Genomic DNA, 22,694 nt, shown 5'->3' on the forward strand with positions numbered 1-22,694 from the left:
TGTTATCCTCCTTTGTTATAGATTGTTTTAATCGTTATATAGTCACCGTAATTGTCTGCAATGGTTTCTAGCATGACGACCATCGATTCCAGAATCACTTGAATCTGGCTCCATTTCTCCGGTACAGTCCGTGCGCTGTCTGGTATCGTAATATCCATAAAGCCGCGTTCCATCTCGTGAATAGGAATGACCCCCGTTAAGGATTCAATCGAATTATATGTACCGAACGTTACCGCCGATACTGCAGCACAGACTAAGTCTTTGCCTGGTACGTCAAATTCAGCATGGCCTTCCACTACAAAAGATACAATTTGAGGTGAATCCGGTACTAGACGCTTTATGGTCACGTAGATCATAAGCTCGCCTCTTACGCTTGGATTTTCTCAACTACAACTCTTGTGTATGGTTGACGATGACCTTGCTTTTTGTGGTAGTTCTTTTTCGGCTTGTACTTATACACGATAACTTTCGCGCCTTTGCCGTGTTTCTCCACTTTCGCGGAAACTGCAGCACCGGATACCAATGGAGCACCTACAACTACGCCGCTCTCTTTGGATACCATAAGCACACGATCAAAAGAAACAACTTCACCTTCAGCTGCGTTCAATTTCTCGATGTAAAGAACATCGCCCTCTTGAACTTTGTACTGTTTACCACCTGTTTCAATAATTGCGTACATTTTCATGACCTCCTCATGTCTCAGACTCGCCTTGTCCAGGTGACGGTCCGGATGAATATCCAACCGTGCTTCAACCCGTTTCGTGCGGTTACAGCATGCCTAAACAACACACTCCGAGTATTATATCACAGAAACATTTTGATATGCAATGTTTTATTTGCGTTTTCGCGTCATTTCCAGCAAGCCTAGCTTCGTCCAGCCAACGATGATCGTTTTGGAACGATCCTTGCGCACAGCCTGCGTAATGTTCTCCATAACCGCCGCGCGGTTGACTTCCGAAATCATATCAATAAAATCAACGATAATAATGCCTCTAATATTCCGCAGGCGCAGAAGCCTTGGAATCTCACTTGCCGCTTCACGATTAATATCCGTGACTGTTTGCTCCAAATTAATCGATCCGGTATATCTGCCTGTGTTCACATCAATAACCGTCAACGCTTCGGTCTGATCAATAATCAAGTAGCCGCCGCTTGGCAGCCATATCTTCCTTCTAAAGCTTACATTCAACTCTTCCGTTACGCCAAAATGATCGAACAGCGGAGTCTTCCGGTCGTAGAAAGCGATTCGCCCCCGCCAACTCGGGTGCTGCTTGCGAAGCAGCTGTCTCATCTCTTCGAACACTTTGGAATCATTAAGCCAAACTTCGTTCACTTCCGAAGTAATCACGTCACGGGCTAAGCGCGGTAAGAGATCCAGATCTTGATAAAGCTGCGCAGGAGACTCTGCGCTTTGTGCTTTGGATTGAATCATTTGCCACAATTCACGCAAATTTTGCAAATCGTCGCGGATCGCTTCTTCGCTTTGGCCAAGAGAACCCGTCCGGAGGATAACCCCTTCGCCAGGGAGCAAATTGCCTTCTGCCAGCTGCTTGAGGCGCTGTCTTTCGACTTCCAGGTCAATTTTACGGGAAATTGCGATGTAGTCAGCACCTGGCATATACACAATCCAGCGGCCAGGAATTGAAACATGCGTCGTTACTCTTGCTCCTTTGGTGCCTTGCGGGTCTTTGGATACTTGTACCATAAGCAATTGCCCAACTTCAGCAAGCTCCGTTATTGAGGGTTTAATCTTAGGTTGCTTGTCCAAATGGACAGGGAGGAGATCGTCTATATAAAGAAAGGCATTTTTCGCAAGTCCAATATCGACAAATGCCGCCTGCATGCCGGGAAGTACGTTGACGATGCGACCCATGTAGATGCTGCCTGCTCGTTGGGAATCAAGCGGATACTGCGAATCATACTCAACAAGGCGACCTTCTTCCAGCAATGCCGCTTGTGTAAGCTCCGGTGCGCAGTGAATTATAAGTTGCTTCATACACGTTCACCTCACCAGTTATTTTACATGAAAAGATCGGAAACTGCACTCCCCGGTTTTTTTCCATCCAAATAACCGCTCACCAACTGCTGTTCAGGCAATATAGCTTGAATGCGTCCCGCCTCGTTGACAATGTAAATTAAATGGTATTTTTCCCGCATAAAAAGCTTCAACGTATCGGCCATTGTCCGCTGTTTCGTTATGACGATCGGCTGCGCCAGAGTACCGCGACTCAGCAGCAGGCTTACCCGGCTCCCGCGGCCAATCAGAAAGCGAAAAAAGTGATACGGCAGCTGCCGGTACGCATACCAATTTGACACTAGCAGAAAAATGCCGATCACTAATATATTCAGCGGCAGCTGCCCGCTAATCAGCTGTAGAATTGCCATCACAATGATGCCAAGACTTAAGAACATCGATATCCAAACCGAATATAAAATCGTGTTATGGTACGACAATAAATACCCAAGTAAGGACTGCATCACTTTTCCGCCATCCAGCGGCATGACCGGAAGAAGGTTGAACAGACAGATCATGATGTTAGCTTCAATAAAGTAATCCCACCAACTCGCGGCCCCAACCTCCAGCCACTTCATAAGAAGCGCCAGAATAATCAGCCATACGTGCTGCAGCGGCCCGGCTAGAGCAACCACGAGCTCCTCCCAGGTCGGTACACTTCCTAGCTCATCAACAACAAGCACACCGCCGAAAGGGAGCAATTGAACCTCCCGCACCCGCCAGCCGAAGCCGTTAGCAGCAGCTAGATGACCGAGTTCATGAACGAGAACGATACCAAATAAGGTAATCGCCTCAAGAAAATAGCCCGTCAAAGCAGAGCCTATTAGAACAAGTGTAAATAAAGGGTGAAACCGATAGGTCGTTCCGGCTAATTTAATCAAAGGAGATCACATCCGTTGGGTTCACAGGGCGGCCATCTCTCGTAAACGCGACATAAAGTGTGCCTTTGGCCGGATCTTTCTTAGAGGCTTTGCCGACGAGTTCTCCTACCTTCATCCAATCTCCTGTTTCAACGCTAACCTCGCTTAACCCCCCGTACAGGGACTGCATTCCTCCTGGATGGCGGATGATAACCGTTGTACCCGTTTCAGCCGAAACTCCGGAGAAAACGACTTGTCCCGTGTCCAGCGCATAGACAGGCGCATACTCCGCCGTATTTAGCGTGACGCCAAGTTGGTTGGTCCCATCGAACGGCTTGATGATACTCCCTTTTACTGGGGCATACAGGGTCCGCTTAGAGGTACTTACCTTTACAGCCTCGTCCCCTACACGATTAAAGCTCGGAATAAAGGACGGCGAGCCACCGAATTGATTCGTATACCAAGTCGATAAGGCGTTGAAATCATAAGACTGTGTTAACGAAGCCGCAACGAACTGCTTGCCTTTATTCGCCCATGGCTGATTCAACTGAAACATGCCGTACAGAGAGGCAAAAAGCACACAGCTAACCAACAGCTTGACCGCTATTTTGCGTGGTGAAGGAGGCGCAAATAGCCCTCTCTCTCCATCTTCCGGTGGTCCGCCGCCGCTTAGCGTCTTGTCCATCAATATTTTCTCCTGCCAAGCATATTCGGGATCTTCCATACGCCTTTTCCAGTCCGCATCCACATAAAGCGGAAGCTCCACCTGCTGCTGCCGTGGCGGCGGCACAGGCACATGTTCCATCACTCTGGTTGCTCTCGCCGGACTTTCCTTGACGTTCGCAAGCTCAGATGATTCGCGCAAATGGCGAAGCCGTTCCAATCGCCTTTGTTTCACTTTATCTTTGACTTCCATGGAAGCCCCTCCCAAACGTTTTCCTCCCGGAAAACAATCTTCATATCGCTGTATTCACAATTCTCGCATAGTACAGCCTATGAGAAGAAGGACAAGATTATGTGATAATCCGCAGGGAAACGCCTCCGATCGGACAGAAAAAAGCCCTGGCTAATCGCCAGGGACTTATCCTTTTTAAAACAATTCCGGTTCACGATCCTGATGGAGCTTAACGCTCATCACCAGGCCAAGCGACAGCATGTTGATCAAAAGCGAGGTTCCCCCATAACTAACGAATGGCAGGGTGATTCCCGTTAATGGCATAATGCCGATCATCATGCCCACATTTTCAAAAATTTGAAAGACGAACATAGAGACAACGCCAACCACGATATAAGCTCCGCTAAGCTGAGTGCTTTGAATGGAGATCAGAATCATGCGATAGATAAGCAAGAAATAGATGAGCAGCAGAACGGCAGAACCTCTGAAGCCGAATTCTTCCCCCACTACAACAAAGATGGAATCCGAATAAGCAAAAGGAATGAAGTTACTGTGGACAGAAGTCCCCTTGAGATAACCTTCCCCTTCAAGACCGCCTGAACCGATTGCTCGAATCGCATTTTTCACTTGATAACTATCATCTTCCGTTACATCTTGCGGGTATAGGTAGGTGTCGATACGGTCCATCCAGTGGCTGAAGCCGTACGCTTTGAGTGTTTCAAACAAACTTGTATGAAACGTCTTATAAAGGGTGAGCAGCAAGAAACCCAGCCCTGCAAAGATAACGACGCTCAACAAAACGTGCGTGTATTTGATGTTCCCGATCCAAAGCATACCGAGCAGGATAATAACGAAGATGATCGCATTCCCCAAGTCCGGCTGAATCAAGACGAGAATAAACGGAAGCAGAACAGCCGCGCATACAGGGATCAGATCGTTTTTGATTTGCAGCAGCTCACCGCCGCGTTTGGCCAGCAGCGCTGTCACACAAATGATCAAAATCAGCTTCACAAGTTCCGCCGGTTGGAAGGTCAGGCCTCCCGGAAGTTCAAACCAGCCGCGCGCTCCGTGAATTTTTTTACCGAAAAAATAAACGGCCACCAAAGATACGATACCGATACCGTACAAAACTGGAGCAATCCGTATGAGTACACGATAATCAAAAAGGCTGCAGGCTAGAAAGGCAAGTAATCCAACGGCATAGAGAATAAGAATTTTGGATATCGAGATGACAATGGACGGATGATCCACGGACGCACTGTAGACCGTCATTGTGCTGATAACCATGAAGGCGAACAAAATAACAACAATAGGAATGTCGATGTTTTTCAGTTTTGCGAGCACAGCAAGATCATCCTATTCCGATAAACTTTTTCATACGTTTGACCCAGCCAGTCTTGTCTTCGAGCTGCATGAGAGGCACCGTGTCGCCCAAGATCCGGCGAGCCACGTTTCGATAAGCAATCGCAGCGCGGGACGATGGGTTCATCACGGTCGGCTCACCTGCATTGGCCGCCTTAATGACATGTTCGTCATCTGGCACAATGCCGAGCAGATCGATGGCTAGCACTGAGCAGATTTCGTCAATATCCAGCATCTCGCCTTTTTTCATCATCATTGGGCGAATCCGATTAATGATGAGCTTCGGCGAAGAAATTTTCTCATTCTCCAGCAGTCCGATAATGCGATCGGCATCCCGTACAGCAGCGTTCTCCGGAGTCGTTACAACGATCGCTTTGTCAGCGCCCGCTACCGCATTTTTGAAGCCTTGCTCAATGCCTGCGGGGCAGTCTATGATGACGAATTCAAAGTCTTTTTTAAGATCAAGAATAATATCTTTGACTTGCTCCGGCGATACCGCATGCTTGTCCTTCGTCTGAGCGGCAGGCAGAAGATACAGTTCTTCGAAGCGCTTATCTTTGATTAAGGCTTGTGGTAAACGGCAGCGTCCTTCCGCGACATCCACAAGGTCATAAATGATTCGGTTCTCGAGTCCCATGACGACATCCAAATTGCGCAGGCCAATATCGGTGTCCACCATGCATACTTTTTTCCCTAAAAGCGCCAATGCTGTTCCAAGATTTGCTGAAGTCGTTGTTTTGCCAACGCCGCCTTTTCCCGAAGTAACAACGATTGCCTCTCCCATATGTTCTCACCCCACGCGCTATTTTCTATAACGTATATAAGTCTATAATTTCAAATTCGAATCAGGAGAAATCCGATGAAGCTGATGAAGCTTATCGATTTCCATTTTACCATCTTTCACATAAGCAAACTCCATAAAAGCCTCTTCAATGCCCCATTCATCCGGAGAACGGCTAATAATTCCAGCGATCCGCAATTGGGTCGGTCGCATATGAGAAGCGGCAATAATCGCTTTATCATCGCCGTCAATCCCGGCATGCGCCATTCCGCGAAGCGAGCCCATAATGTAAATGTTCCCGGTAGAGGTAATTGTTCCGCCTGGATTAACATCGCCTAAATAAAGTAAATCCCCCTCATGATGGAGGGTTTGTCCCGAACGAATCATGCCTCTTAGCGTTGACATTCTTGCAGCAGGTTCTACGACTACTTCCTTCCGAGGTTCGCTTTCGATCGATTGAATCAGCAGATTGCCCTTTTGTTTAATGACAGATCTGATTTCTTCTTTCTGCTCCTCGGTTGCTTCCCTGCTGCCTAATTTAACGTGCACATGAATAATCGGTCCGGTCAGTATTTGCTGATGGGTTTTCTCCAGCTTATGCTGCAGCTCTTTCAGCAAATCTTGCCACTCACATGCATCGTTTAGTAAAAAAACAAGGCCATCCTTGACCCCTTTTATCATCACATGGTGCTTAGCTACAGACATAATTGAATGACGACCTCCCAACCTATACATTTCGGCTCTTGTCGTGGATTCTCCTGCTAACCGCCTGGAAAATTAATCTTCGGTATTCGCAGGTACGATCCGCTTTCCTTCGAGCAGCTTGCGAATCGGTACGTAGCAAATCAAGGCGAAAAGCAAATTAAACAGCACGCTTGGGAGCATGTAATGGGTGAGAGCAAATTTCAACTCAATATCAATAAGCTTAAACAAGTGGTTAATGCCAAAATCGATGAACTCAAACAACAGCAGACCGACGCCTATAATGAGCAGATTATAAAAGATGAGGTTAGGCTGCCTGCGCTGCGCCAGTCCCGCCAAATACCCGGTCAGTCCCATCCCAAAGGAATACACGCCGAGCATCGCCCCATAATAGTTAAAATCATGCAGCAGACCGAACAAAAGCCCATAAATCAGTGCAGAATGTCGATGATGGAAAAGTCCGATGAACAAGATAAAGACCAGTGTAAAATGGGGGGTAACATGAACGCTGCTTTGCCATGCAGATGGGATCAGCCAAACCACAATGGAGCCTTGCAGGATAAACAAGCCTAATAGAATGAGCCACAGCAAATGTCGAGTCACGTAACGGCTCACCTCATTTCACTTCCGGAACTTCGACGACGAAGACTTCGCGAATACGGTTAAACGAAGCTTTGGGCTTCACCATAACTTTGTAGGTGATTCCGAATTCCCCTGGACCTATGGAAGAGATCGTCCCTACTTCAATTCCCTTAGGGAATACTTGCCCCAAGCCTGATGTAATAATCGTATCCCCGACTTTCATGTCGTCCGCATGTTCCACCTTATTCATCACGAGTTCCCCTGTGTTGCTGTCATAAGACTCAATCATGCCGAACGGTTGGCTCGCATTGCCTTTCACAGTGACCGCTATCGCTTTGGAGTTGTTGTCGGAATCCGTGATTTCTTTCAACAGCTGCACATTGGAATGAAAGCCGAACACTTTACTCACTCTGCCAACTAATCCGTCGACCGTCATAACCGCCATGTTCTCTTTGATGCCGTCCTTGTCGCCTAAATTAATCGTCACTGTACTGTTGTACGGATCATTATCCACCGTAACTACCTCCGCAATCCGATACGTGTATGCGTTGGCTTGACGCTGTCGTTCTGTAAAGCCCAGGGCTTCCATCAGTCGCTTATTTTGCGATTCCAGATCGTTCAGACGTTGGGTATCTCGCGCATACTGCGTCAAGGTCAGCTTCAGCGTCTTATTTTCTTCATAGATGACTCTAAGCTGCCGAATGTCTTCAAAGAAACCCGCTACCTGCGCAGCGGGCTTGTAGAAGAGTCCTTGCGTCCACGATACCGAGTCTTTGAGGAATTTCTCCGGCCATGTCATCGGTCCCCGGTTTCCCAGCGTTAATCCCATCAATATAAAGAAGCAGACTAAACCGAACATCAGGAAAATCAGCCTCTTGTTTCCCATGAATTTGAACAAAATGAGCACCTTCTAACGAATTCTTGACGAATATTAACGCTTATAGCGTGAACCTGAACCTGATTTATTTTTAAATAAATGAATATTTTCTAAGGCGCGACCTGTCCCAATCGCTACGCAATCAAGCGGATTCTCTGCAACCAGAACGGGCATGCCGGTTTCTCTGGCAAGCAAGCGATCCAAGTTGCGCAGCAAACCGCCACCGCCGGTTAACACAATTCCGCGGTCCATAATATCCGCTGACAGTTCGGGCGGACACTTCTCTAGCGTAACTTTCACAGCTTCAACGATCGCATTAACCGTATCCGTCAATGATTCTGTGATCTCATCAGAGGTTACGCTCATTGTCTTCGGCAGACCGGAAACAAGGTCACGTCCACGGATTTCGAGTGTTTCCGGCTGTTCCATTGGAAGTGCAGAACCAATCTCCATCTTGAGCGTTTCCGATGTGCGTTCCCCAATCATCAGATTGTATGTACGTTTAATGTATTGAATGATGGCCTCGTCCATTTCATCCCCGGCAATGCGGATGGAACGGCTCGTCACAATACCCCCAAGCGAGATAACCGCTACTTCTGTGGTTCCCCCTCCGATATCGACAACCATGCTTCCCGTTGGTTCCCACACAGGAAGATCTGCGCCGATCGCTGCCGCAAACGGCTCTTCAATCGTATAGGCTTCACGCGCTCCGGCTTGTTTCGTTGCGTCTTCCACCGCACGTTTCTCTACGGCCGTGATGCCAGAAGGCACACAAACCATCACATTAGGGTGACGTTGGAATAACCAGCGCTGTTTTTGAGCCTGTCTCAAAAAGTAGCGAATCATGGTTGACGTTGTTTCAAAATCAGCAATAACGCCATCTTTCATTGGGCGAATCGCACGAATGTTGCCTGGCGTGCGGCCGATCATTTTTTTGGCTGCGTCTCCAACAGCCTCGATTGTTTTCGTATCCGTACGTAGAGCAACCACCGATGGTTCTCTAACGATTATTCCTCTGCCTTTTACATAAACCAGTGTATTCGCTGTACCTAAATCAATTCCCAGATCTTTCGTAAAGCCTCCAAACATGGCAGTTACTCCTTTCCTATTGCCAACCTATTATATTACATAAAGCCTTCTTCCTTCAAACTTATGAATCTCTGATCACCTATGATAACATGATCCAACACTTCAATACCAATAATAGTTCCCGCTTCCACCAAACGGTGGGTTAGCTGTATATCTTCCGGGCTTGGTGTGGGATCTCCGCTAGGATGATTATGTACACAAACAATAGACGCACTGCTTCTTTTTATCGCTGCACGGAAAACTTCGCGGGGATGGACGATGGACGCGTTCAAGCTGCCCATGGAGAGTGTTTCTTGCGCAAGCACATGATTTTTCGTATTCAAAAACAAACAAACGAAATGCTCCTTCTGCAAATATCGAAGCTCCTCGCTCATTAAATTCGCGATATCCTTCGGTGATCGAATCGTAATCCGCTCTGCGAATGTGCTTTTGGCAATTCGTCGACCGAGCTCGATACCGGCTAGAATTTGCAGCGCTTTGGCATCACCAATGCCTTTGATTTGCGTAAGCTGATCCTTGCTCATGTCCACAAGGCTGCGCAATCCTCCGGACTCGCTCAAGATGCGGCTTGCCAGACGAACCGCTGACTCCGAAACCGTTCCTGTTCGAAGAATAATCGCCAACAGCTCGGCGTGGCTTAACGCCTCAGCTCCATATTGAAGCATTCGCTCTCTTGGTCTTTCTTCTGTCGGTACTTCACGAAGCATTAAACTTGTGACTTCCATCAATTCCCCTCTTTCCATCTGTAGGTTGTGTTACTTATCCGTATCCCATTCATCGCGATAAGGGTCTTAAAACGACACAAAACCCCCGGATTATAAGATCCGAGGGCTTCTAGGATAACTGCTCATTATTCAATTCCGGGCATCCGTAAGCTTTGATTCGTTCCAGCATACCGCCGATGGTATAACCATCGAAGTATAATTCCATCTGCTTTTCGGCGTCTGCGAAAACGTTGCCCATCAATTTATCCATTTTGGATGAAATGATACAATCGTTATTCTTCTCATCGCCGGAACACCAGCTTGGCTTCAAAGAACCATGACAAGTTAATCGGTAAATTTCACCGAGCGTCACGTCATCCGGATTACGGCAGAGAATGAATCCGCCCCCGATGCCTTCTTTGGTTGAAACGTAACCTGCTTTTCGCAGAAAGCCCATAACTTTGCGTATACGAGCAGAATGTGTGGATACATTCGTAGCAATTTCTTCACTGGTTGCCATATGATCAGGCAAATTTGCAAGAAATACGAGACTGTGGACGGCTATTGTAAATTCGCTGTTCATGGCCAATCCTCCCTGAAGTTGCGATGTCATGTCGCTTACTGTCATTGTAACCGTTACAGATTGCACAGTCAATGTGTGAACGATTAGAAAGGAGATTATAACACTTGAATATCGAAGGTTAAGAGCAAATCACTAAGCAAGGAAAGCGGCAAGCCAACAACTGTAAAATAATCCCCTTCAATGGCTTCGACGATGGTAGCGCCAATCCCTTGAATCGCATAGGAGCCGGCTTTGTCCTTAGGCTCGCCTGTCGCGATATATCGACGAATCTGCTCGTCTGACATGGCTTTCATCTTCACATTCGTTACGCTGTGAGAGACCACCTGCTTGCCTGTAGCTGCATCGATGCAAGCCACTCCGCTGTATACCTGATGCGTTGTGCCTTGCAGACCTTTCAACATCCGGAAGGAATCCTCTTCATCCACAGGCTTGCCAAGAACCTCATTATGAAGCACAACAACCGTATCAGAACCAACGATAATCCCGTGCTTTTCACTGGTCTCCAGCATCTCGCGAACCGTTGACGCCTTGCGTACCGATAGAACTTCTACTAGTTCTGAAGGCGTTATTTTTCCTTCTACGGTCTCATCCGCGTCGCTCACCCGAATGATATAGGGTAGTCCAAGTCCTTGAATCAGCTCCTGCCTCCGCGGCGAGGATGAAGCAAGAATTAATCTTTGCTCGTGGTTTGGTGAAATATTCAACAGAAACAACTCCTAGCTTATGATAATGTCCGTATAGGATTCAATGCCAATTACAACTTGCGATACAGGAGGAAAGCACCCACTAATCCAAGAATACTGCACAAATTTAGTCTCACCAGAAGATGCAGCTCATATTTCACAACCTGCAGATCTGCCTTTGGATCCCAAGTAATCGAGGCCGATTTGGTTAAAAAAGATAGAGCAGGCACAGGAGTCAGCAGCTGGCCGACGATAATCCCGGTTATCAATCCGATGATTAAAAATATGACTAAGGTAAAAGTGCCTTTTTTCATCGCTGTCATCCTCTCTTCTATGTACAAGCCCTATTATACGGGCACACTCTAATTTTTTCCATGAAAATGTAACCGGATGGTGATTCTTACCTGCTTACATCCTTAGCTGTTCCTAGTAAGATAGATTTTGGAGGTACTTCAACTTATGACTTTACTTAAAAGACTTATTTTGCTCACCTTTATACTTACGATAGCGTTTCCTTATCAAGCTTTTGCCTATAAAATCGTTCTTGATGCCGGACATGGCGGAAGCGACCCCGGTGCCTTGGGCGTGAACGGTTTGAAGGAGAAAGATGTCAATCTCGACATCACGCAAAAGCTGCGGGACGAGCTAACGAAGCGAGGTTACGAGGTCGTCCTGACAAGAACCGATGACACGTATTGGTCACTCGCGGAGCGCGTGAATTTCACCGATGCCTTGCAAGCGGATTTATTCGTATCCGTCCACGCCAATTCACATCCGAACGGCATAACCAGAGGCAGTATGGTGCTTTACTACGACAACGATTACCCCCAAGAAGATTATCCCGCAAGCGACAAAATGAAACAGTTGACACCCTACAGTAAAGATTTGGCCCAGCATGTTCTGGATTCCTTGGTTTCGGCAGCCGGCACGAAGAACTTAGGTTTAGTTCCAAGCGCGGTTTACGTAGCGAGAATGGGCAGCATTCCAAGTATTCTTGTGGAAACTGCTTTTGTAAACCAACCCAATGATGCAGCATTGCTTGCAAGCGACTCCGTTCGAGCGAAAATGGCCGTTGGGATTGCGAACGGCATTGCGGGCTATGCGCCGCCCTTGTTCACAGATACCCTTGGGCATTGGGCAAGAGAGTCCATTCTGCGTATGAAAAATAAAGGCATTATTGACGGAATATACAATCAGTATCAACCGGATCGCGCTTTGAAAAGAGCGGAATTCCTCACATTGATGGATCGGGCGTTTTCATTCGATAAACTCGCAACGGCTTGTACGCCAAGTGGAACCGTCACCTCAGCGGTATATAGCTGCCAGACGGCTGATCAAACGTACAAAGACTTGCCGGCTTCTTACTGGGCAAGCCCTATTTTCGCCAAAGCGCAACAATTAAATCTGCTTCAAGGATATGCCGATGGAACGATTCGCCCTGAACAACCGATCACCCGTGGCGAAGTCGCTTATCTTTTCGACCGCCTCATTCAATTGTCTACAAAAAGCGGTGGGCAAAGCCCGGCCCCTAAGGCAACTTTTGACGATGTGCCAGCGGATTTGTGGAGCGCCAAAGCCATTTATACGTTGAAACAGAAGGGTATCATTAACGGAATCACTGATACTTCGTTCAAACCGGAGCAAACGATGACACGCGCAGAGATGGCTGCCCTGTTAGATCGTTACTTCACAAAATAAAAAAGCAGGTGATCTTCAAAGCTCCGATGAGCTCTGAGGACACCTGTTTTTTTCAAGTTAAGAAACGCTTATTTTCTTCAGCAGATCTTTCTGTGCCAGAATGTACTGCATCATGGATGTTTGAGCTTGCCAGAGCATCGCCGTGGAAGGGCTTTTCTTGTACTCATCCATCGATTGCACGGCACTGTTCAAGGAGGAAGTCATCTTTTGGACGATAGGCTTGGCGTCATCGCTTAAGCCTTCATTTAGCGCCGTAGACAACGTAGTCAACGATTGGTGAGAAGTGTGAATCGTTTGCAGCGAGCTATCCGAAAGCGCGCTAGGCTTCGTTTCAGCCAGATGAATAAGTGCCAATTCATTGATTGTATTCACAAGCTTATTTGCTTCCGTTAGGAAGGCAGGCACTGAATCGGGTTTTTGGCCGCCCCAACGAATTCCTGTCACTGCCGGGATGTCTAAGCTTTTGATATACACTTCTATCGTTTTATCCACGGTTTGGACTTGTTGTCTCAAGGCTGTGGCGTCGTCTTTGTTATTGGCAAATCCTACAAAAACCGTGGGCTTATCCGAACTGTCCAGGGCGGATGCCAAGCCTTTCTTCTTCAGCGTATCCTGGATGGCTTGAGCGCCCTGCATGGAGCTGAACACCCCATTTTGCAGGAATGTATAGGATTTAGCCGGAATTTGAACCGGTGTGACAGCGCCAGCCGTTGCAGGCAAGCCAGCTGCTTGATCTGTGCCTGTTTTGGTAGCACCCCCCGGCGCTTTCGAAGGAACAGCCGCTACGTTAGCGGAAGGAACAGCAATCGTAGTCTTGCCGGGCGCTGTGTCCGTCGGGGTGCGGTCAGATGGCGAGAACATCGAGAGGACAAAGAATCCGAAAGCGACTCCCGTCACGACAGCTCCTGCTACGGAGGTTGCAATACGAATCCAAGGCGCACCGTTTGATTTAGCATATCTAGTGCCAACTTCCGGTTCGATATAAGGCCCCTTAGGCGTCCAGCTCGACCATTCATCACGATTTTGCTCTGTTATCGGCTCTGGTCTTTGGACAGGAACCTCTGTCCTCACTTGCTGTTCCCGGATGGCCTGAGACTCGCGGATAATTCGCTCGACTCTTTCGCCTTCTGTCTCAATCTGGCTGTTCCAGCTGCCGAAATCCGTAGTAAACATATTCAGCGCATGCGGTTCAAATAAGCTCTCTACTTGCTCTCTCTCAGCTTGTTGATAGGATGTTATCTCCTCTGAGTTTTGCCCGTCATTGGGAGGATTCGTTACAACCTTATACTCTTCCTGATAGAGTGGAATCACCTTTTCTTCAGGACCGGGTACTCGCGACGCTTTACGGTTCGATTCTGACGGCTCCTTGGTGTCGAAACGATACGTGATTCTTGCTTTACTCATTCCATTCACTCCTCATAAAATGTATTTGGAAACGGACCCGCCGTCATCTTGTCCAAATCTTCTGTTACTAGATTATGATTGAGAGAATTGAAATATGTTTGGTTAAGCAAAAAAAGACCGCCTCCAGCCAATTGGCTTACAGCGATCTTTCCTCTAACCGTTCGTCTCGTATTTCTTGCGCAGTGACTTCGCTAAACCGTCGGCCGCTTTCCAAATATCCCCGGCACCCATCGTCAGCACCAAATCACCTGGCTGTACATGATCGATTAAATACCCAAGAACATCTTCCCTTGTGGCGATGTGCTGAACATTAGGATTGCTATTGCTCTTGATCAATTCAACTAGTTTAGCTGAATCTACTCCTTCAATCCGCTTCTCGCCCGCAGGAGAATAAATATCGGTAATAATCACCTCGTCCGCCTCATCAAAGGAGCGGCTGAATTGCTCAAATAAATAATAGGTACGCGTATAGCGTTGAGGTTGGAAAACGGCAATGATCCGTTTGCCTGTTGCCTTGGCAGCAGAGATTGTTGCTTGTATCTCAGTCGGATGATGCGCATAGTCATCAATGACCAGGATGTTCTCTACTTCCCCGAGCACCTGGAATCTACGCTTCGCCCCCCGGAACTCTTGAATAGCCTCAGCAATTTTCTCAAAAGGCAGTCCCGCTTCCAGGCATGTGATCAATGTCGCCAATGCGTTATATACGTTGTGCTTCCCTGGTACAGATAAGCTAACCTGCCCAAGCAGCGAGCCTTTGTTGTGAACGTTAAACGTAACCTTGCGGTCGCCTAACGAAATGTCGCTGGCTACATAGTCAGCGTCATTATCTATTCCATACGTGATGACTTCGCTTTGAATAGCTGGAATCATCTCACGTAAAAACATATCATCTTGACAAACAATCGCTTTTCCGCCAGGTCTTACTTGGCTGAGGAATTGCTTATAAGCTTGCTTTAAATTCTCGAAGTCGCCATTATAGTTCTCTAAATGGTCAGCTTCAATGTTATTTACTAGAGCAAGCGTTGGATGATATTGAAGGAACGTACCATCGCTTTCATCGGCTTCCGCTACAACGAATTCACCCTTGCCTGCTTTGGCATTGCTGCCCACATTCATGATTTCGCCGCCGATAATATAAGTCGGATCTATTCCGCAAATTTCCATAACCAAAGCGATCATTGAGGAGGTCGTCGTTTTGCCGTGTGCTCCTGCAACCGCAATGCCTTTGCGTTCGTTCATAAGTCTTGCCAGCATCTGTGAGCGGTGAATGACCGGAATGTTTAATTCCTCCGCCGCTTGCATCTCCACATTATCTTTGGATAAGGCTGTCGAATAAACAACCAAATCAGCACCTGATACATTGCGAGCTTCATGCCCTATGAAAACTTGCGCACCCTTCGCTTTTAACTTTTCCGTTAACTCTTGGTGTGCCAGGTCGGAACCGGAAATCCGGTAACCCATTTCAAGCATGACTTTGGCAATAGCACTCATGCCGTATCCGCCGATGCCTATAAAATGTACGTGTTCTGCTTGACTCACGCCGTTCTCACCATCCTTTTTCAGAATCGGTTTGATAGGTAATCCAAGAACGAACATCAGAGATTAAATACAGCGTGCCGGATACGACCGCCAGATCATCCTGCTCAGTTCTGCTTGTAAGGATTTCTAATGCCCGCTTCCAATCGCGCTCAACCACGATATCCACCTGACGGCCCATATCATGAAGAAGTTCACGTGCTAGCTCCGCGAGCATCTCGGCATCCCCTTTTTTATGAAAATCGGGTTCCGTAATGATAAGTGTATCCACCAATGGTAGTATATGCCTGAGGTAGCCCGTATGATTCTTTGTCGAAAGCATTCCCATCATGAGATTCAGCTTTCGGTAGCTATAGACGGTTTGAAGCGCTGCAGCAAGTGTCGCGGCACCTTCAGGATTATGCGCACCATCGAGCAATACACGAGGCTCGTTCGAAATCATCTCAAGCCGTCCAGGCCAGCGAGTCTCTTTCAGCCCTTTGTACAAATCCTCATCGTCCACAATGCATGCATAGTATTGACGAAGTACTTCCAGCGTCATCACGGCTACAGCGGCATTTTTCAGCTGATGTTCGCCATTCAGCGAAATCGGCACGCCCGGAATCGGCCGGAATGGACCCGTGAAATCAAAGGTCTGAAGATCCAATTGACTCGTCACATTCGCGTAATTGAATTGATCTCCAAGCGAGTAAAGCGTCGCTTTCTTGGCTTTCGCCGTTTGTTCGATAACACTCCAGCCTTCATGAGGCTGGGCTGCCGTAATAATAGGGACACCGGCTTTAATGATACCCGCTTTTTCAGCAGCTACTTTTTCGATGGTATCTCCCAGAATGTCCATATGGTCATGACCCACATTGGTAATGACGGTTACGACCGGATTCACGATATTCGTGCTATCCAGCCTTCCCCCCAAGCCTGTTTCCCATACGACGTAATCGGGATAAGCCACCTTGCCGAAGTACATAATAGCGAGCGCCGTAGAAATTTCAAACATCGACGGAGCGCCGAGTTCGGTTTCAGCAATCTCGTCAATCACAGGCTTCATGTCATTCACCAGTCTAAGCAGATCAGCATCTGGAATATCCTCACCGTTCACTTGGATACGATTCGTATACTTCTCCAAATACGGGGACGTGAACGTCCCCACATCATACCCGCATGCCCGCAAGACAGAGGTTAAATAAGCGCATGTAGAGCCCTTGCCATTCGTACCCGCCACATGAATGAATTTCAATCTGCGTTCAGGGTGACCGAGTTTCTCCATCAACATCTGCATCCGTTGGAGTCCCGGTTTGATACCGAGTTTCTCCATCCGCCCGACAATCCAAGCGATCGCTTCTTGCGCGCTTTGGAAAGCAGCCGGATGGTTGTCTTTGAATTCGTTCATCGATCTCATCCTCATTTACTATATGAATCACCTTGTATACGTAACTAGGCAATCGTTGGTTTTATTGAAATTATCCCTTTAATTCCGCTAAACGAGCAATCACTTTATCCCGCTTATCCGCATAATCTGCAAGCTTAGCCTTTTCTTCCTCGATCACCTTCGCAGGCGCTTTGGCCACAAAGCCCTCATTGCCCAGCTTTTTCTCGATACGTTCAACTTCCCCGTGCAGAGTTTGCAGTTCTTTATCCAAACGCACGAGTTCTTGCGCGATATCGATCAGCCCTGCCAACGGCAAGAACAGCTCTGCTCCTGTGATGATTGCGGTCATCGCTTTCTCCGGTGCGCCCATTTCGGCGTCGATTTGCAGCAGGGATGTGTTGCAGAAACGCTTCAGGTACTCTTCGTTCCTTTGAAGAATACTTTGCGTCTCACTGCTTGCCGGTTTGACCAACAGCTCAACCTTTTTGCTCATCGGAACGTTAACCTCTGCGCGGATGTTACGAACGGAACGGATGGCATCCATCAGCAGCTCCATCTCGCGAACAGCATCCGGAGACTCGAACGCCGGGTTCTCAGTCGGCCAAGAAGCAAGCGTAATCGTTTCGCCTTCATGCGGCAAATGCTGCCAAATTTCTTCGGAGATGAACGGCATGAACGGATGAATAAGGCGCTGTGTACGATCAAGCACGTAAGCTAATACGGATTGCGTCTTCTTCTTCGCAGCTGCATCTGTGCCGTATAGGCTCAATTTACTGAACTCAATGTACCAATCGCACAGGTCATCCCAGATGAAATTATACAGCAAGCGGCCGGTTTCACCGAATTCATAGCTGTCGATCAAGCGAGTTACATCGCGAACTGTTTCATTCAAACGATGCAGAATCCAGCGATCGGCTGTGCCAAGTTGGCCAGTCAGGTCGATATCTTCAGCCTTAACGCCTTCAAGATTCATAAGCGCAAAGCGGGATGCATTCCAGATCTTATTGGCAAAATTGCGAGCCTGCTCCACTCGCTCTATGCGGAAACGGAGATCTTGCCCTGGCGTGCTGCTCGTAGATATCATATAGCGCATAGCATCTGCGCCATACTTCTCAATTATTTCTAGCGGATCTACGCCGTTACCAAGAGATTTGGACATCTTACGGCCTTCGGAATCGCGTACAAGTCCGTGCATCAACACGTCTTTGAACGGAATTTGCTCCGTAAATTCAAGGGCCGTGAAGATCATGCGAGCTACCCAGAAATAGATAATATCATAACCCGTTACTAGAACATTCGTAGGATAGTAACGTTTAAGGTCTTCCGTATCGTTCGGCCAGCCCAATGTAGAGAACGGCCATAGAGCTGAACTGAACCATGTATCAAGAACATCGTTATCTTGTTTCAGATTCGTGCTTTGGCAGTGTGTACATGCTGAAGCGTCCTCACGGGATACTGTAATTTGGCCGCAATCCGCACAGTGCCAAGCTGGAATGCGGTGACCCCACCATAGCTGACGGGAAATACACCAATCACGAACATTCTCAATCCAGTTCAAATAAATCTTCTCAAAGCGGTCTGGTACGAAATTGACCCCTTTGCCTGATTTTTGCGCATCGATCGCTTGATCGGCAAGCGGCTGCATTTTTACGAACCACTGCGTGGACAAGTACGGCTCGATGACTGCCCCGCTGCGCTCACTGTGGCCTACTTGGTGAACATGCTCTTCGATTTTGATCAGAACGCCTTGTTCTTTCAGATCAGCAACGATTTGCTTGCGGCATTCGAAACGATCTTTGCCTTGGTAAGGGCCCGCATTCGCATTCATCGTACCCGTTTCATCCATGACAAGAATTTGCGGCAGATCATGGCGTTTTCCTACTTCGAAATCGTTCGGGTCGTGAGCAGGTGTAATTTTCACAGCGCCGCTTCCGAATTCTTTCTCAACATACTCGTCTGCAATAACCGGAATCTCGCGGTTTACAATTGGAAGCAGCAATTTCTTGCCGATCAAATGCTTGTAACGCTCATCCTTCGGATGTACAGCAACCGCCGTATCTCCAAGCATCGTCTCAGGACGCGTTGTAGCGACAACAATGGAATCCAGGCCGTCTGTCGTTTTGTAAGACAAATGGTAAAGTGCGCCCTGAACCTCTTTATATTCAACTTCAATGTCTGATAACGCCGTGCGAGCCGCAGGATCCCAGTTAATAATATAGTTTCCGCGGTAAATAAGTCCTTTTTCATACAAGCTGACGAAAACTTCACGAACGGCTTGGGACAACCCCTCATCCAGCGTGAAACGCTCACGGGAATAATCCAAAGAAAAGCCCATTTTAGCCCACTGCTCGCGAATCGTGTTCGCATACTGCTCTTTCCATTCCCAAACTTTCTCCAGGAACTTCTCGCGTCCCAGATCATAGCGGGATTGGCCATCTTCGCGAAGCTTTTGTTCCACTTTCGTTTGTGTCGCAATGCCCGCATGGTCGGAACCAGGCAGCCATAGCGTGTCATACCCTTGCATCCGCTTCGTACGAACCAAAATATCCTGAAGCGTGAAATCAAGCGCATGCCCGATATGCAGCATACCTGTTACGTTAGGCGGCGGAATCACAATGGTGTAGGTTTCCGCGTCCGGACGACCGCCCGCTTTGAAAAACTCATTTTTAATCCAGTAATCGTACCACTTTCGCTCCGCTTCTTTGGGGTCGTACGTGGTAGGCATTTGCAATTGCTCTTTCGTTTCATTCGCTTCGGTCATAAGATTACCTCCATTACTGTTATCTCTGTTAAATAGGCTTTTGAGGCCTGTCATTAAGCTCGTCTGCTAGGTTAAATCAAACAAAAAAAGCCCTCCGCCCGCAAAGGACGAAAGGCTTGCTTCCGTGGTACCACCTTTATTCCGCGCAGCTTCAATATGAAGCGCGTGGCTCTCAAACAGATAACGGCTGCGGCCGGCAAATGCTAAGTGAGCAACTCCGCGGATCGCGGGCGCTTCCCGTCACATTCACAACTCCAGGGCGACTTCGTTCGGTTGCTTCCTATGGAACCTTTCAGCGCTGCAGTTCCACTCTCTGAAGGGCATTCCGCCTACTACTCCCTATCAACGTTTCCAATATTACTCAAAAGGATTACATCATATGATAACGAACATTTGAAATAGAGTCAATATATCATTCAAGTATTACCGTTTATGAGTAAAATATGCCGCTTTCAAAAAAGATGTTCCGCAACAAATGAAGAGCCCCCAGCCGTGAAAACGGCCAGAGGCTCTTGCCTATGTATCCAGCTTATTATCTAGGGAGATAAATAACCTGCCCTACGGAAATCTCTTGATCGCCGAGCCTGTTCAATAGCTGCAGCTCACGCGGGTTGAGCTGATAGCGCTTGGCAATCGTCTCTAACGTTTCTTCTTTTTGTACGATGCACATTTTCAGCTTTCTGAACTCTTGCGAATTCGTTTGGTTCTGAAGAAACAGGCGCTTCCACTCAACGGCATCTATCCGCGACTCCTCGGCGAGAGCAGCTTGCGCTTCCTCCTCAGCCCGCCTCTTGTCCGTGAGGTACGAGCCCGCTTTCGAGAGCAGCGACTTGAGGCCGTACGGGTTGAGATCGACAGCCTCGTTGGCCTTCTTCCCGAACGCAACTTTGAGATCCTTTTTCTCCTCCGTAACAACCGTGCTGTCCGAATGGGGGCTCACCTTCAATTCCGTTTGCTCAATATCTACGACTGCCGAGCCGCCGTCCTCACAGTCGTCTTCCTCAATCGACGAAGGGTGCAAAAGCTCAGGAACGGGCTCTTCATTCACTGGCATTTGTGTAGGCATTTGTGTAGGTGTTGGCATCTGTTGTTCTATTGGCTCCTGAACCTGGGGAGTCGGCTGCATATAAGGCATTGGGATCGGTTGAATCGACGGATTCTCTTGAATCGGCTGAGTCGGATAGTTGGCAGGCGGCGGCTCGTACCGTGGGAAATTAATCTCATGCACGAACGTAACTTCCTCTTCCTCTCGCCAGCTCTCGACCGGAGCCGAAACAATTTCGACGCCCTGCAGAGATAACACACCTGTTACATTCAAACTTCTTGCTGATAATAAATCAATGTCAAAATTCTCAATATCCACTTGAATGTCTTCTACACGATGAATGCGATTCAGGGGCAGTGTGATCTCTACCGGAATCAAATGTTCAAGTAGTCGCGGTGCGCCCCCTTCTTCGCTGGCATAGTTGCCTGTAAGCAGCAAGTTTCCTTTAAGGATCGCCTGATTATCCAAAGTAAGCACCTGAATGTGAGGAACCAATTCTACATCATTCAACTCTTGTATCCCCGCTAAATCCTCCTGCAAATGAACACGTTCGTAGATATCGAATCTCAGACCTGGTTGTTGTTCAGACACCGGATTAATCCTCCCTTCCATCAAACCCGGATGCCGAAGGCATTCTCGGATTGCTGGTCCATTTACTTGTTTGTCTTTCTAAGTATATGGGTGGTAAGGGCGAGGCATGACTACATTTTTGTTGTCGACTCGACTTTGTCCAGCAATTGCCGGAAATCAAGCGGAAGCGGCGCATGAACCTCAATCAGCTTTTGTGTAATAGGATGTTCGAACGTAAGCTTCTCTCCATGCAGGGCTTGGCGATGAAACAAACGGGAAGATCCCCCGTACAAGACGTCGCCAACAAGCGGATGCCCCAAGTGGCTTAGGTGTACCCGAATCTGATGCGTACGCCCTGTTTCCAATTCCAGTTCCACAAGCGCAGCTTGGTTCAATTGGCGAAGCACTTGATAGTGCGTCACGGCTTGATCGCCGCCTGCTGTCACTCTGCGTTTGCCCGATTGATGCCGGTCTTTGCCGATTGGCGCGTCCACTGTTCCTTGCTTTCTTTTGAAAATTCCTTGGGCCAGAGCGACATAACGACGATCGATCCGTTTATCGCGCATGGCTTCATCAAGCAGAACATGTGCCCATTCATTTTTGGCATATAAAACAGCGCCAGTCGTATCCTGGTCCAAACGATGGATATGCCGCACGGCGCAGGCTTGACCGGTCGATTCATAATAATAGGCTACGGCAGAAGCCAGCGTACCGCCTTGACCTGCTTCGGAAGGATGCACCGACATGCCTGCCGGCTTATTAACGACAAGGCAGAAATCGTCCTCGAACAGGACGTCGACGGCTTGGCGTTCAGCTCGGAACGCAGCCTCTTCGTTCGCAAACACATGAAGCCTTACCTGATTGTCTTGCACACGGATACGCCCTTGGGAAGCCAAGCGCAGAAAATACTTGCGCGGAACCGGCAGCAAAGCAGCAATTTCATCAACGCTACCTGGCTTCAAGGGTTTCCATGTTTCACTCGGGAGAGGAAGTTCCAGCCATTCCCCGCTGCGTTTCCACACGGTCATGAACGTGTCCCTCTATGAAAAGAAATGACGATAGCAAGTAGAATCAGTAGAAACAAGAAGGTCAAAGCCATTAAATCTATAGGAAAATCAAAAAAGTAGTAACGTTTCATGGATCAATAACTCCTTATGGATATTGGATATGAATACTGGA

General features: G+C 47.9%; 22 protein-coding genes and 1 other annotated feature. Of the genes, 1 reads left to right on the forward strand and 21 read right to left on the reverse strand.

What is annotated here, in order from left to right:
• Nucleotides 1-2: 2 nt before the first annotated feature.
• From ACKTT9_RS32060 to ACKTT9_RS32130, 15 genes are all read right to left on the reverse strand, one after another.
• Nucleotides 3-356, reverse strand: a complete 354-nt coding sequence (locus ACKTT9_RS32060) for a ribosomal-processing cysteine protease Prp (protein WP_127455313.1) — start codon at nt 354-356, stop codon at nt 3-5.
• Nucleotides 357-367: 11 nt separating this feature from the next.
• Nucleotides 368-679 carry a 50S ribosomal protein L21 gene (gene rplU / locus ACKTT9_RS32065; protein ID WP_127455312.1) on the reverse strand — a complete coding sequence of 104 codons (312 nt, stop codon included), beginning with the start codon at nt 677-679 and terminating at the stop codon, nt 368-370.
• A 12-nt stretch (nt 680-691) separates the two neighbouring features.
• Nucleotides 692-779, reverse strand: a sequence feature (ribosomal protein L21 leader region).
• Between the two features lie 53 nt (nt 780-832).
• The gene (locus tag ACKTT9_RS32070; protein WP_407869199.1) at nt 833-1,996 is read right to left on the reverse strand and encodes an Rne/Rng family ribonuclease; all 1,164 of its coding nucleotides are present in this window, start codon (nt 1,994-1,996) and stop codon (nt 833-835) included.
• A 23-nt stretch (nt 1,997-2,019) separates the two neighbouring features.
• Nucleotides 2,020-2,895: a M50 family metallopeptidase gene (locus tag ACKTT9_RS32075; RefSeq protein WP_407869200.1), complete on the reverse strand. Its 876-nt coding sequence runs from the start codon at nt 2,893-2,895 to the stop codon at nt 2,020-2,022.
• Nucleotides 2,888-3,790 carry a peptidoglycan DD-metalloendopeptidase family protein gene (locus ACKTT9_RS32080; RefSeq protein WP_407869201.1) on the reverse strand — a complete coding sequence of 301 codons (903 nt, stop codon included), beginning with the start codon at nt 3,788-3,790 and terminating at the stop codon, nt 2,888-2,890. The genes ACKTT9_RS32075 and ACKTT9_RS32080 overlap by 8 nt, the downstream gene beginning before the upstream one ends.
• A 174-nt stretch (nt 3,791-3,964) precedes the next feature.
• Entirely contained in the window at nt 3,965-5,113 is a 1,149-nt protein-coding gene (locus ACKTT9_RS32085) for an FtsW/RodA/SpoVE family cell cycle protein (RefSeq protein WP_181646267.1), read from the reverse strand.
• A gap of 7 nt (nt 5,114-5,120) precedes the next feature.
• Complete coding sequence (minD, locus tag ACKTT9_RS32090) at nt 5,121-5,915, reverse strand: septum site-determining protein MinD (RefSeq protein WP_127455307.1); 795 nt, start codon at nt 5,913-5,915, stop codon at nt 5,121-5,123.
• 42 nt (nt 5,916-5,957) lie between these two features.
• Entirely contained in the window at nt 5,958-6,617 is a 660-nt protein-coding gene (minC, locus tag ACKTT9_RS32095; protein WP_157319213.1) for a septum site-determining protein MinC, read from the reverse strand.
• A gap of 72 nt (nt 6,618-6,689) precedes the next feature.
• Entirely contained in the window at nt 6,690-7,217 is a 528-nt protein-coding gene (mreD, locus tag ACKTT9_RS32100) for a rod shape-determining protein MreD (protein WP_127455305.1), read from the reverse strand.
• A 13-nt stretch (nt 7,218-7,230) separates the two neighbouring features.
• Entirely contained in the window at nt 7,231-8,103 is an 873-nt protein-coding gene (mreC, locus tag ACKTT9_RS32105) for a rod shape-determining protein MreC (RefSeq protein WP_309491798.1), read from the reverse strand.
• Nucleotides 8,104-8,127: 24 nt separating this feature from the next.
• The gene (locus ACKTT9_RS32110; RefSeq protein ID WP_127455304.1) at nt 8,128-9,162 is read right to left on the reverse strand and encodes a rod shape-determining protein; all 1,035 of its coding nucleotides are present in this window, start codon (nt 9,160-9,162) and stop codon (nt 8,128-8,130) included.
• Between the two features lie 35 nt (nt 9,163-9,197).
• A complete protein-coding gene (gene radC / locus ACKTT9_RS32115) occupies nt 9,198-9,887 on the reverse strand; it encodes a DNA repair protein RadC (RefSeq protein ID WP_157319215.1) in 690 nt (229 codons plus the stop codon).
• Nucleotides 9,888-9,996: 109 nt separating this feature from the next.
• Complete coding sequence (locus ACKTT9_RS32120) at nt 9,997-10,449, reverse strand: Rrf2 family transcriptional regulator (RefSeq protein ID WP_127455302.1); 453 nt, start codon at nt 10,447-10,449, stop codon at nt 9,997-9,999.
• Between the two features lie 95 nt (nt 10,450-10,544).
• Nucleotides 10,545-11,147, reverse strand: coding sequence for a Maf family protein (locus ACKTT9_RS32125; protein ID WP_407873158.1), 603 nt, complete (start codon nt 11,145-11,147; stop codon nt 10,545-10,547).
• A gap of 56 nt (nt 11,148-11,203) precedes the next feature.
• The gene (locus ACKTT9_RS32130) at nt 11,204-11,446 is read right to left on the reverse strand and encodes a DUF4321 domain-containing protein (protein ID WP_127455301.1); all 243 of its coding nucleotides are present in this window, start codon (nt 11,444-11,446) and stop codon (nt 11,204-11,206) included.
• Nucleotides 11,447-11,591: 145 nt separating this feature from the next.
• Between ACKTT9_RS32130 and ACKTT9_RS32135 the strand changes: the two genes are divergently transcribed.
• Nucleotides 11,592-12,830 carry an N-acetylmuramoyl-L-alanine amidase gene (locus tag ACKTT9_RS32135; protein WP_407869202.1) on the forward strand — a complete coding sequence of 413 codons (1,239 nt, stop codon included), beginning with the start codon at nt 11,592-11,594 and terminating at the stop codon, nt 12,828-12,830.
• A gap of 57 nt (nt 12,831-12,887) precedes the next feature.
• Here ACKTT9_RS32135 and ACKTT9_RS32140 read toward each other — a convergent pair whose 3' ends face one another.
• The 6 genes from ACKTT9_RS32140 to ACKTT9_RS32165 form a co-directional block, all read right to left on the reverse strand.
• The gene (locus ACKTT9_RS32140) at nt 12,888-14,234 is read right to left on the reverse strand and encodes an SPOR domain-containing protein (RefSeq protein WP_407869203.1); all 1,347 of its coding nucleotides are present in this window, start codon (nt 14,232-14,234) and stop codon (nt 12,888-12,890) included.
• Between the two features lie 153 nt (nt 14,235-14,387).
• Nucleotides 14,388-15,776: a UDP-N-acetylmuramate--L-alanine ligase gene (murC, locus tag ACKTT9_RS32145; protein WP_407869204.1), complete on the reverse strand. Its 1,389-nt coding sequence runs from the start codon at nt 15,774-15,776 to the stop codon at nt 14,388-14,390.
• Between the two features lie 7 nt (nt 15,777-15,783).
• Nucleotides 15,784-17,169, reverse strand: coding sequence for a bifunctional folylpolyglutamate synthase/dihydrofolate synthase (locus ACKTT9_RS32150; RefSeq protein WP_407873159.1), 1,386 nt, complete (start codon nt 17,167-17,169; stop codon nt 15,784-15,786).
• Between the two features lie 61 nt (nt 17,170-17,230).
• Nucleotides 17,231-19,900 carry a valine--tRNA ligase gene (locus ACKTT9_RS32155; protein ID WP_407869205.1) on the reverse strand — a complete coding sequence of 890 codons (2,670 nt, stop codon included), beginning with the start codon at nt 19,898-19,900 and terminating at the stop codon, nt 17,231-17,233.
• 532 nt (nt 19,901-20,432) lie between these two features.
• Nucleotides 20,433-21,536: a LysM peptidoglycan-binding domain-containing protein gene (locus tag ACKTT9_RS32160; protein ID WP_407869206.1), complete on the reverse strand. Its 1,104-nt coding sequence runs from the start codon at nt 21,534-21,536 to the stop codon at nt 20,433-20,435.
• Between the two features lie 110 nt (nt 21,537-21,646).
• A complete protein-coding gene (locus ACKTT9_RS32165; RefSeq protein WP_407869207.1) occupies nt 21,647-22,543 on the reverse strand; it encodes an RluA family pseudouridine synthase in 897 nt (298 codons plus the stop codon).
• Between the last annotated feature and the right edge of the window lie 151 nt (nt 22,544-22,694).

The sequence above is a fragment of the Paenibacillus sp. P36 genome, from assembly GCF_045866505.1.
GTDB lineage: Bacteria > Bacillota > Bacilli > Paenibacillales > NBRC-103111 > Paenibacillus_E > Paenibacillus_E chondroitinus.

What these genes read in the sequence shown, in the direction of transcription:
- ACKTT9_RS32150 (WP_407873159.1), bottom strand. Translation starts at nt 17,169, where the DNA reads ATGAGATCGATGAACGAATTCAAAGACAACCATCCGGCTGCTTTCCAA.
- ACKTT9_RS32130 (WP_127455301.1), bottom strand. Translation starts at nt 11,446, where the DNA reads ATGAAAAAAGGCACTTTTACCTTAGTCATATTTTTAATCATCGGATTG.
- ACKTT9_RS32060 (WP_127455313.1), bottom strand. Translation starts at nt 356, where the DNA reads ATGATCTACGTGACCATAAAGCGTCTAGTACCGGATTCACCTCAAATT.
- minD (WP_127455307.1), bottom strand. Translation starts at nt 5,915, where the DNA reads ATGGGAGAGGCAATCGTTGTTACTTCGGGAAAAGGCGGCGTTGGCAAA.
- ACKTT9_RS32135 (WP_407869202.1), top strand. Translation starts at nt 11,592, where the DNA reads ATGACTTTACTTAAAAGACTTATTTTGCTCACCTTTATACTTACGATA.
- minC (WP_157319213.1), bottom strand. Translation starts at nt 6,617, where the DNA reads ATGTCTGTAGCTAAGCACCATGTGATGATAAAAGGGGTCAAGGATGGC.
- ACKTT9_RS32110 (WP_127455304.1), bottom strand. Translation starts at nt 9,162, where the DNA reads ATGTTTGGAGGCTTTACGAAAGATCTGGGAATTGATTTAGGTACAGCG.
- ACKTT9_RS32140 (WP_407869203.1), bottom strand. Translation starts at nt 14,234, where the DNA reads ATGAGTAAAGCAAGAATCACGTATCGTTTCGACACCAAGGAGCCGTCA.
- ACKTT9_RS32155 (WP_407869205.1), bottom strand. Translation starts at nt 19,900, where the DNA reads ATGACCGAAGCGAATGAAACGAAAGAGCAATTGCAAATGCCTACCACG.
- ACKTT9_RS32070 (WP_407869199.1), bottom strand. Translation starts at nt 1,996, where the DNA reads ATGAAGCAACTTATAATTCACTGCGCACCGGAGCTTACACAAGCGGCA.
- ACKTT9_RS32120 (WP_127455302.1), bottom strand. Translation starts at nt 10,449, where the DNA reads ATGAACAGCGAATTTACAATAGCCGTCCACAGTCTCGTATTTCTTGCA.
- ACKTT9_RS32080 (WP_407869201.1), bottom strand. Translation starts at nt 3,790, where the DNA reads ATGGAAGTCAAAGATAAAGTGAAACAAAGGCGATTGGAACGGCTTCGC.
- ACKTT9_RS32165 (WP_407869207.1), bottom strand. Translation starts at nt 22,543, where the DNA reads ATGACCGTGTGGAAACGCAGCGGGGAATGGCTGGAACTTCCTCTCCCG.
- radC (WP_157319215.1), bottom strand. Translation starts at nt 9,887, where the DNA reads ATGGAAGTCACAAGTTTAATGCTTCGTGAAGTACCGACAGAAGAAAGA.
- rplU (WP_127455312.1), bottom strand. Translation starts at nt 679, where the DNA reads ATGTACGCAATTATTGAAACAGGTGGTAAACAGTACAAAGTTCAAGAG.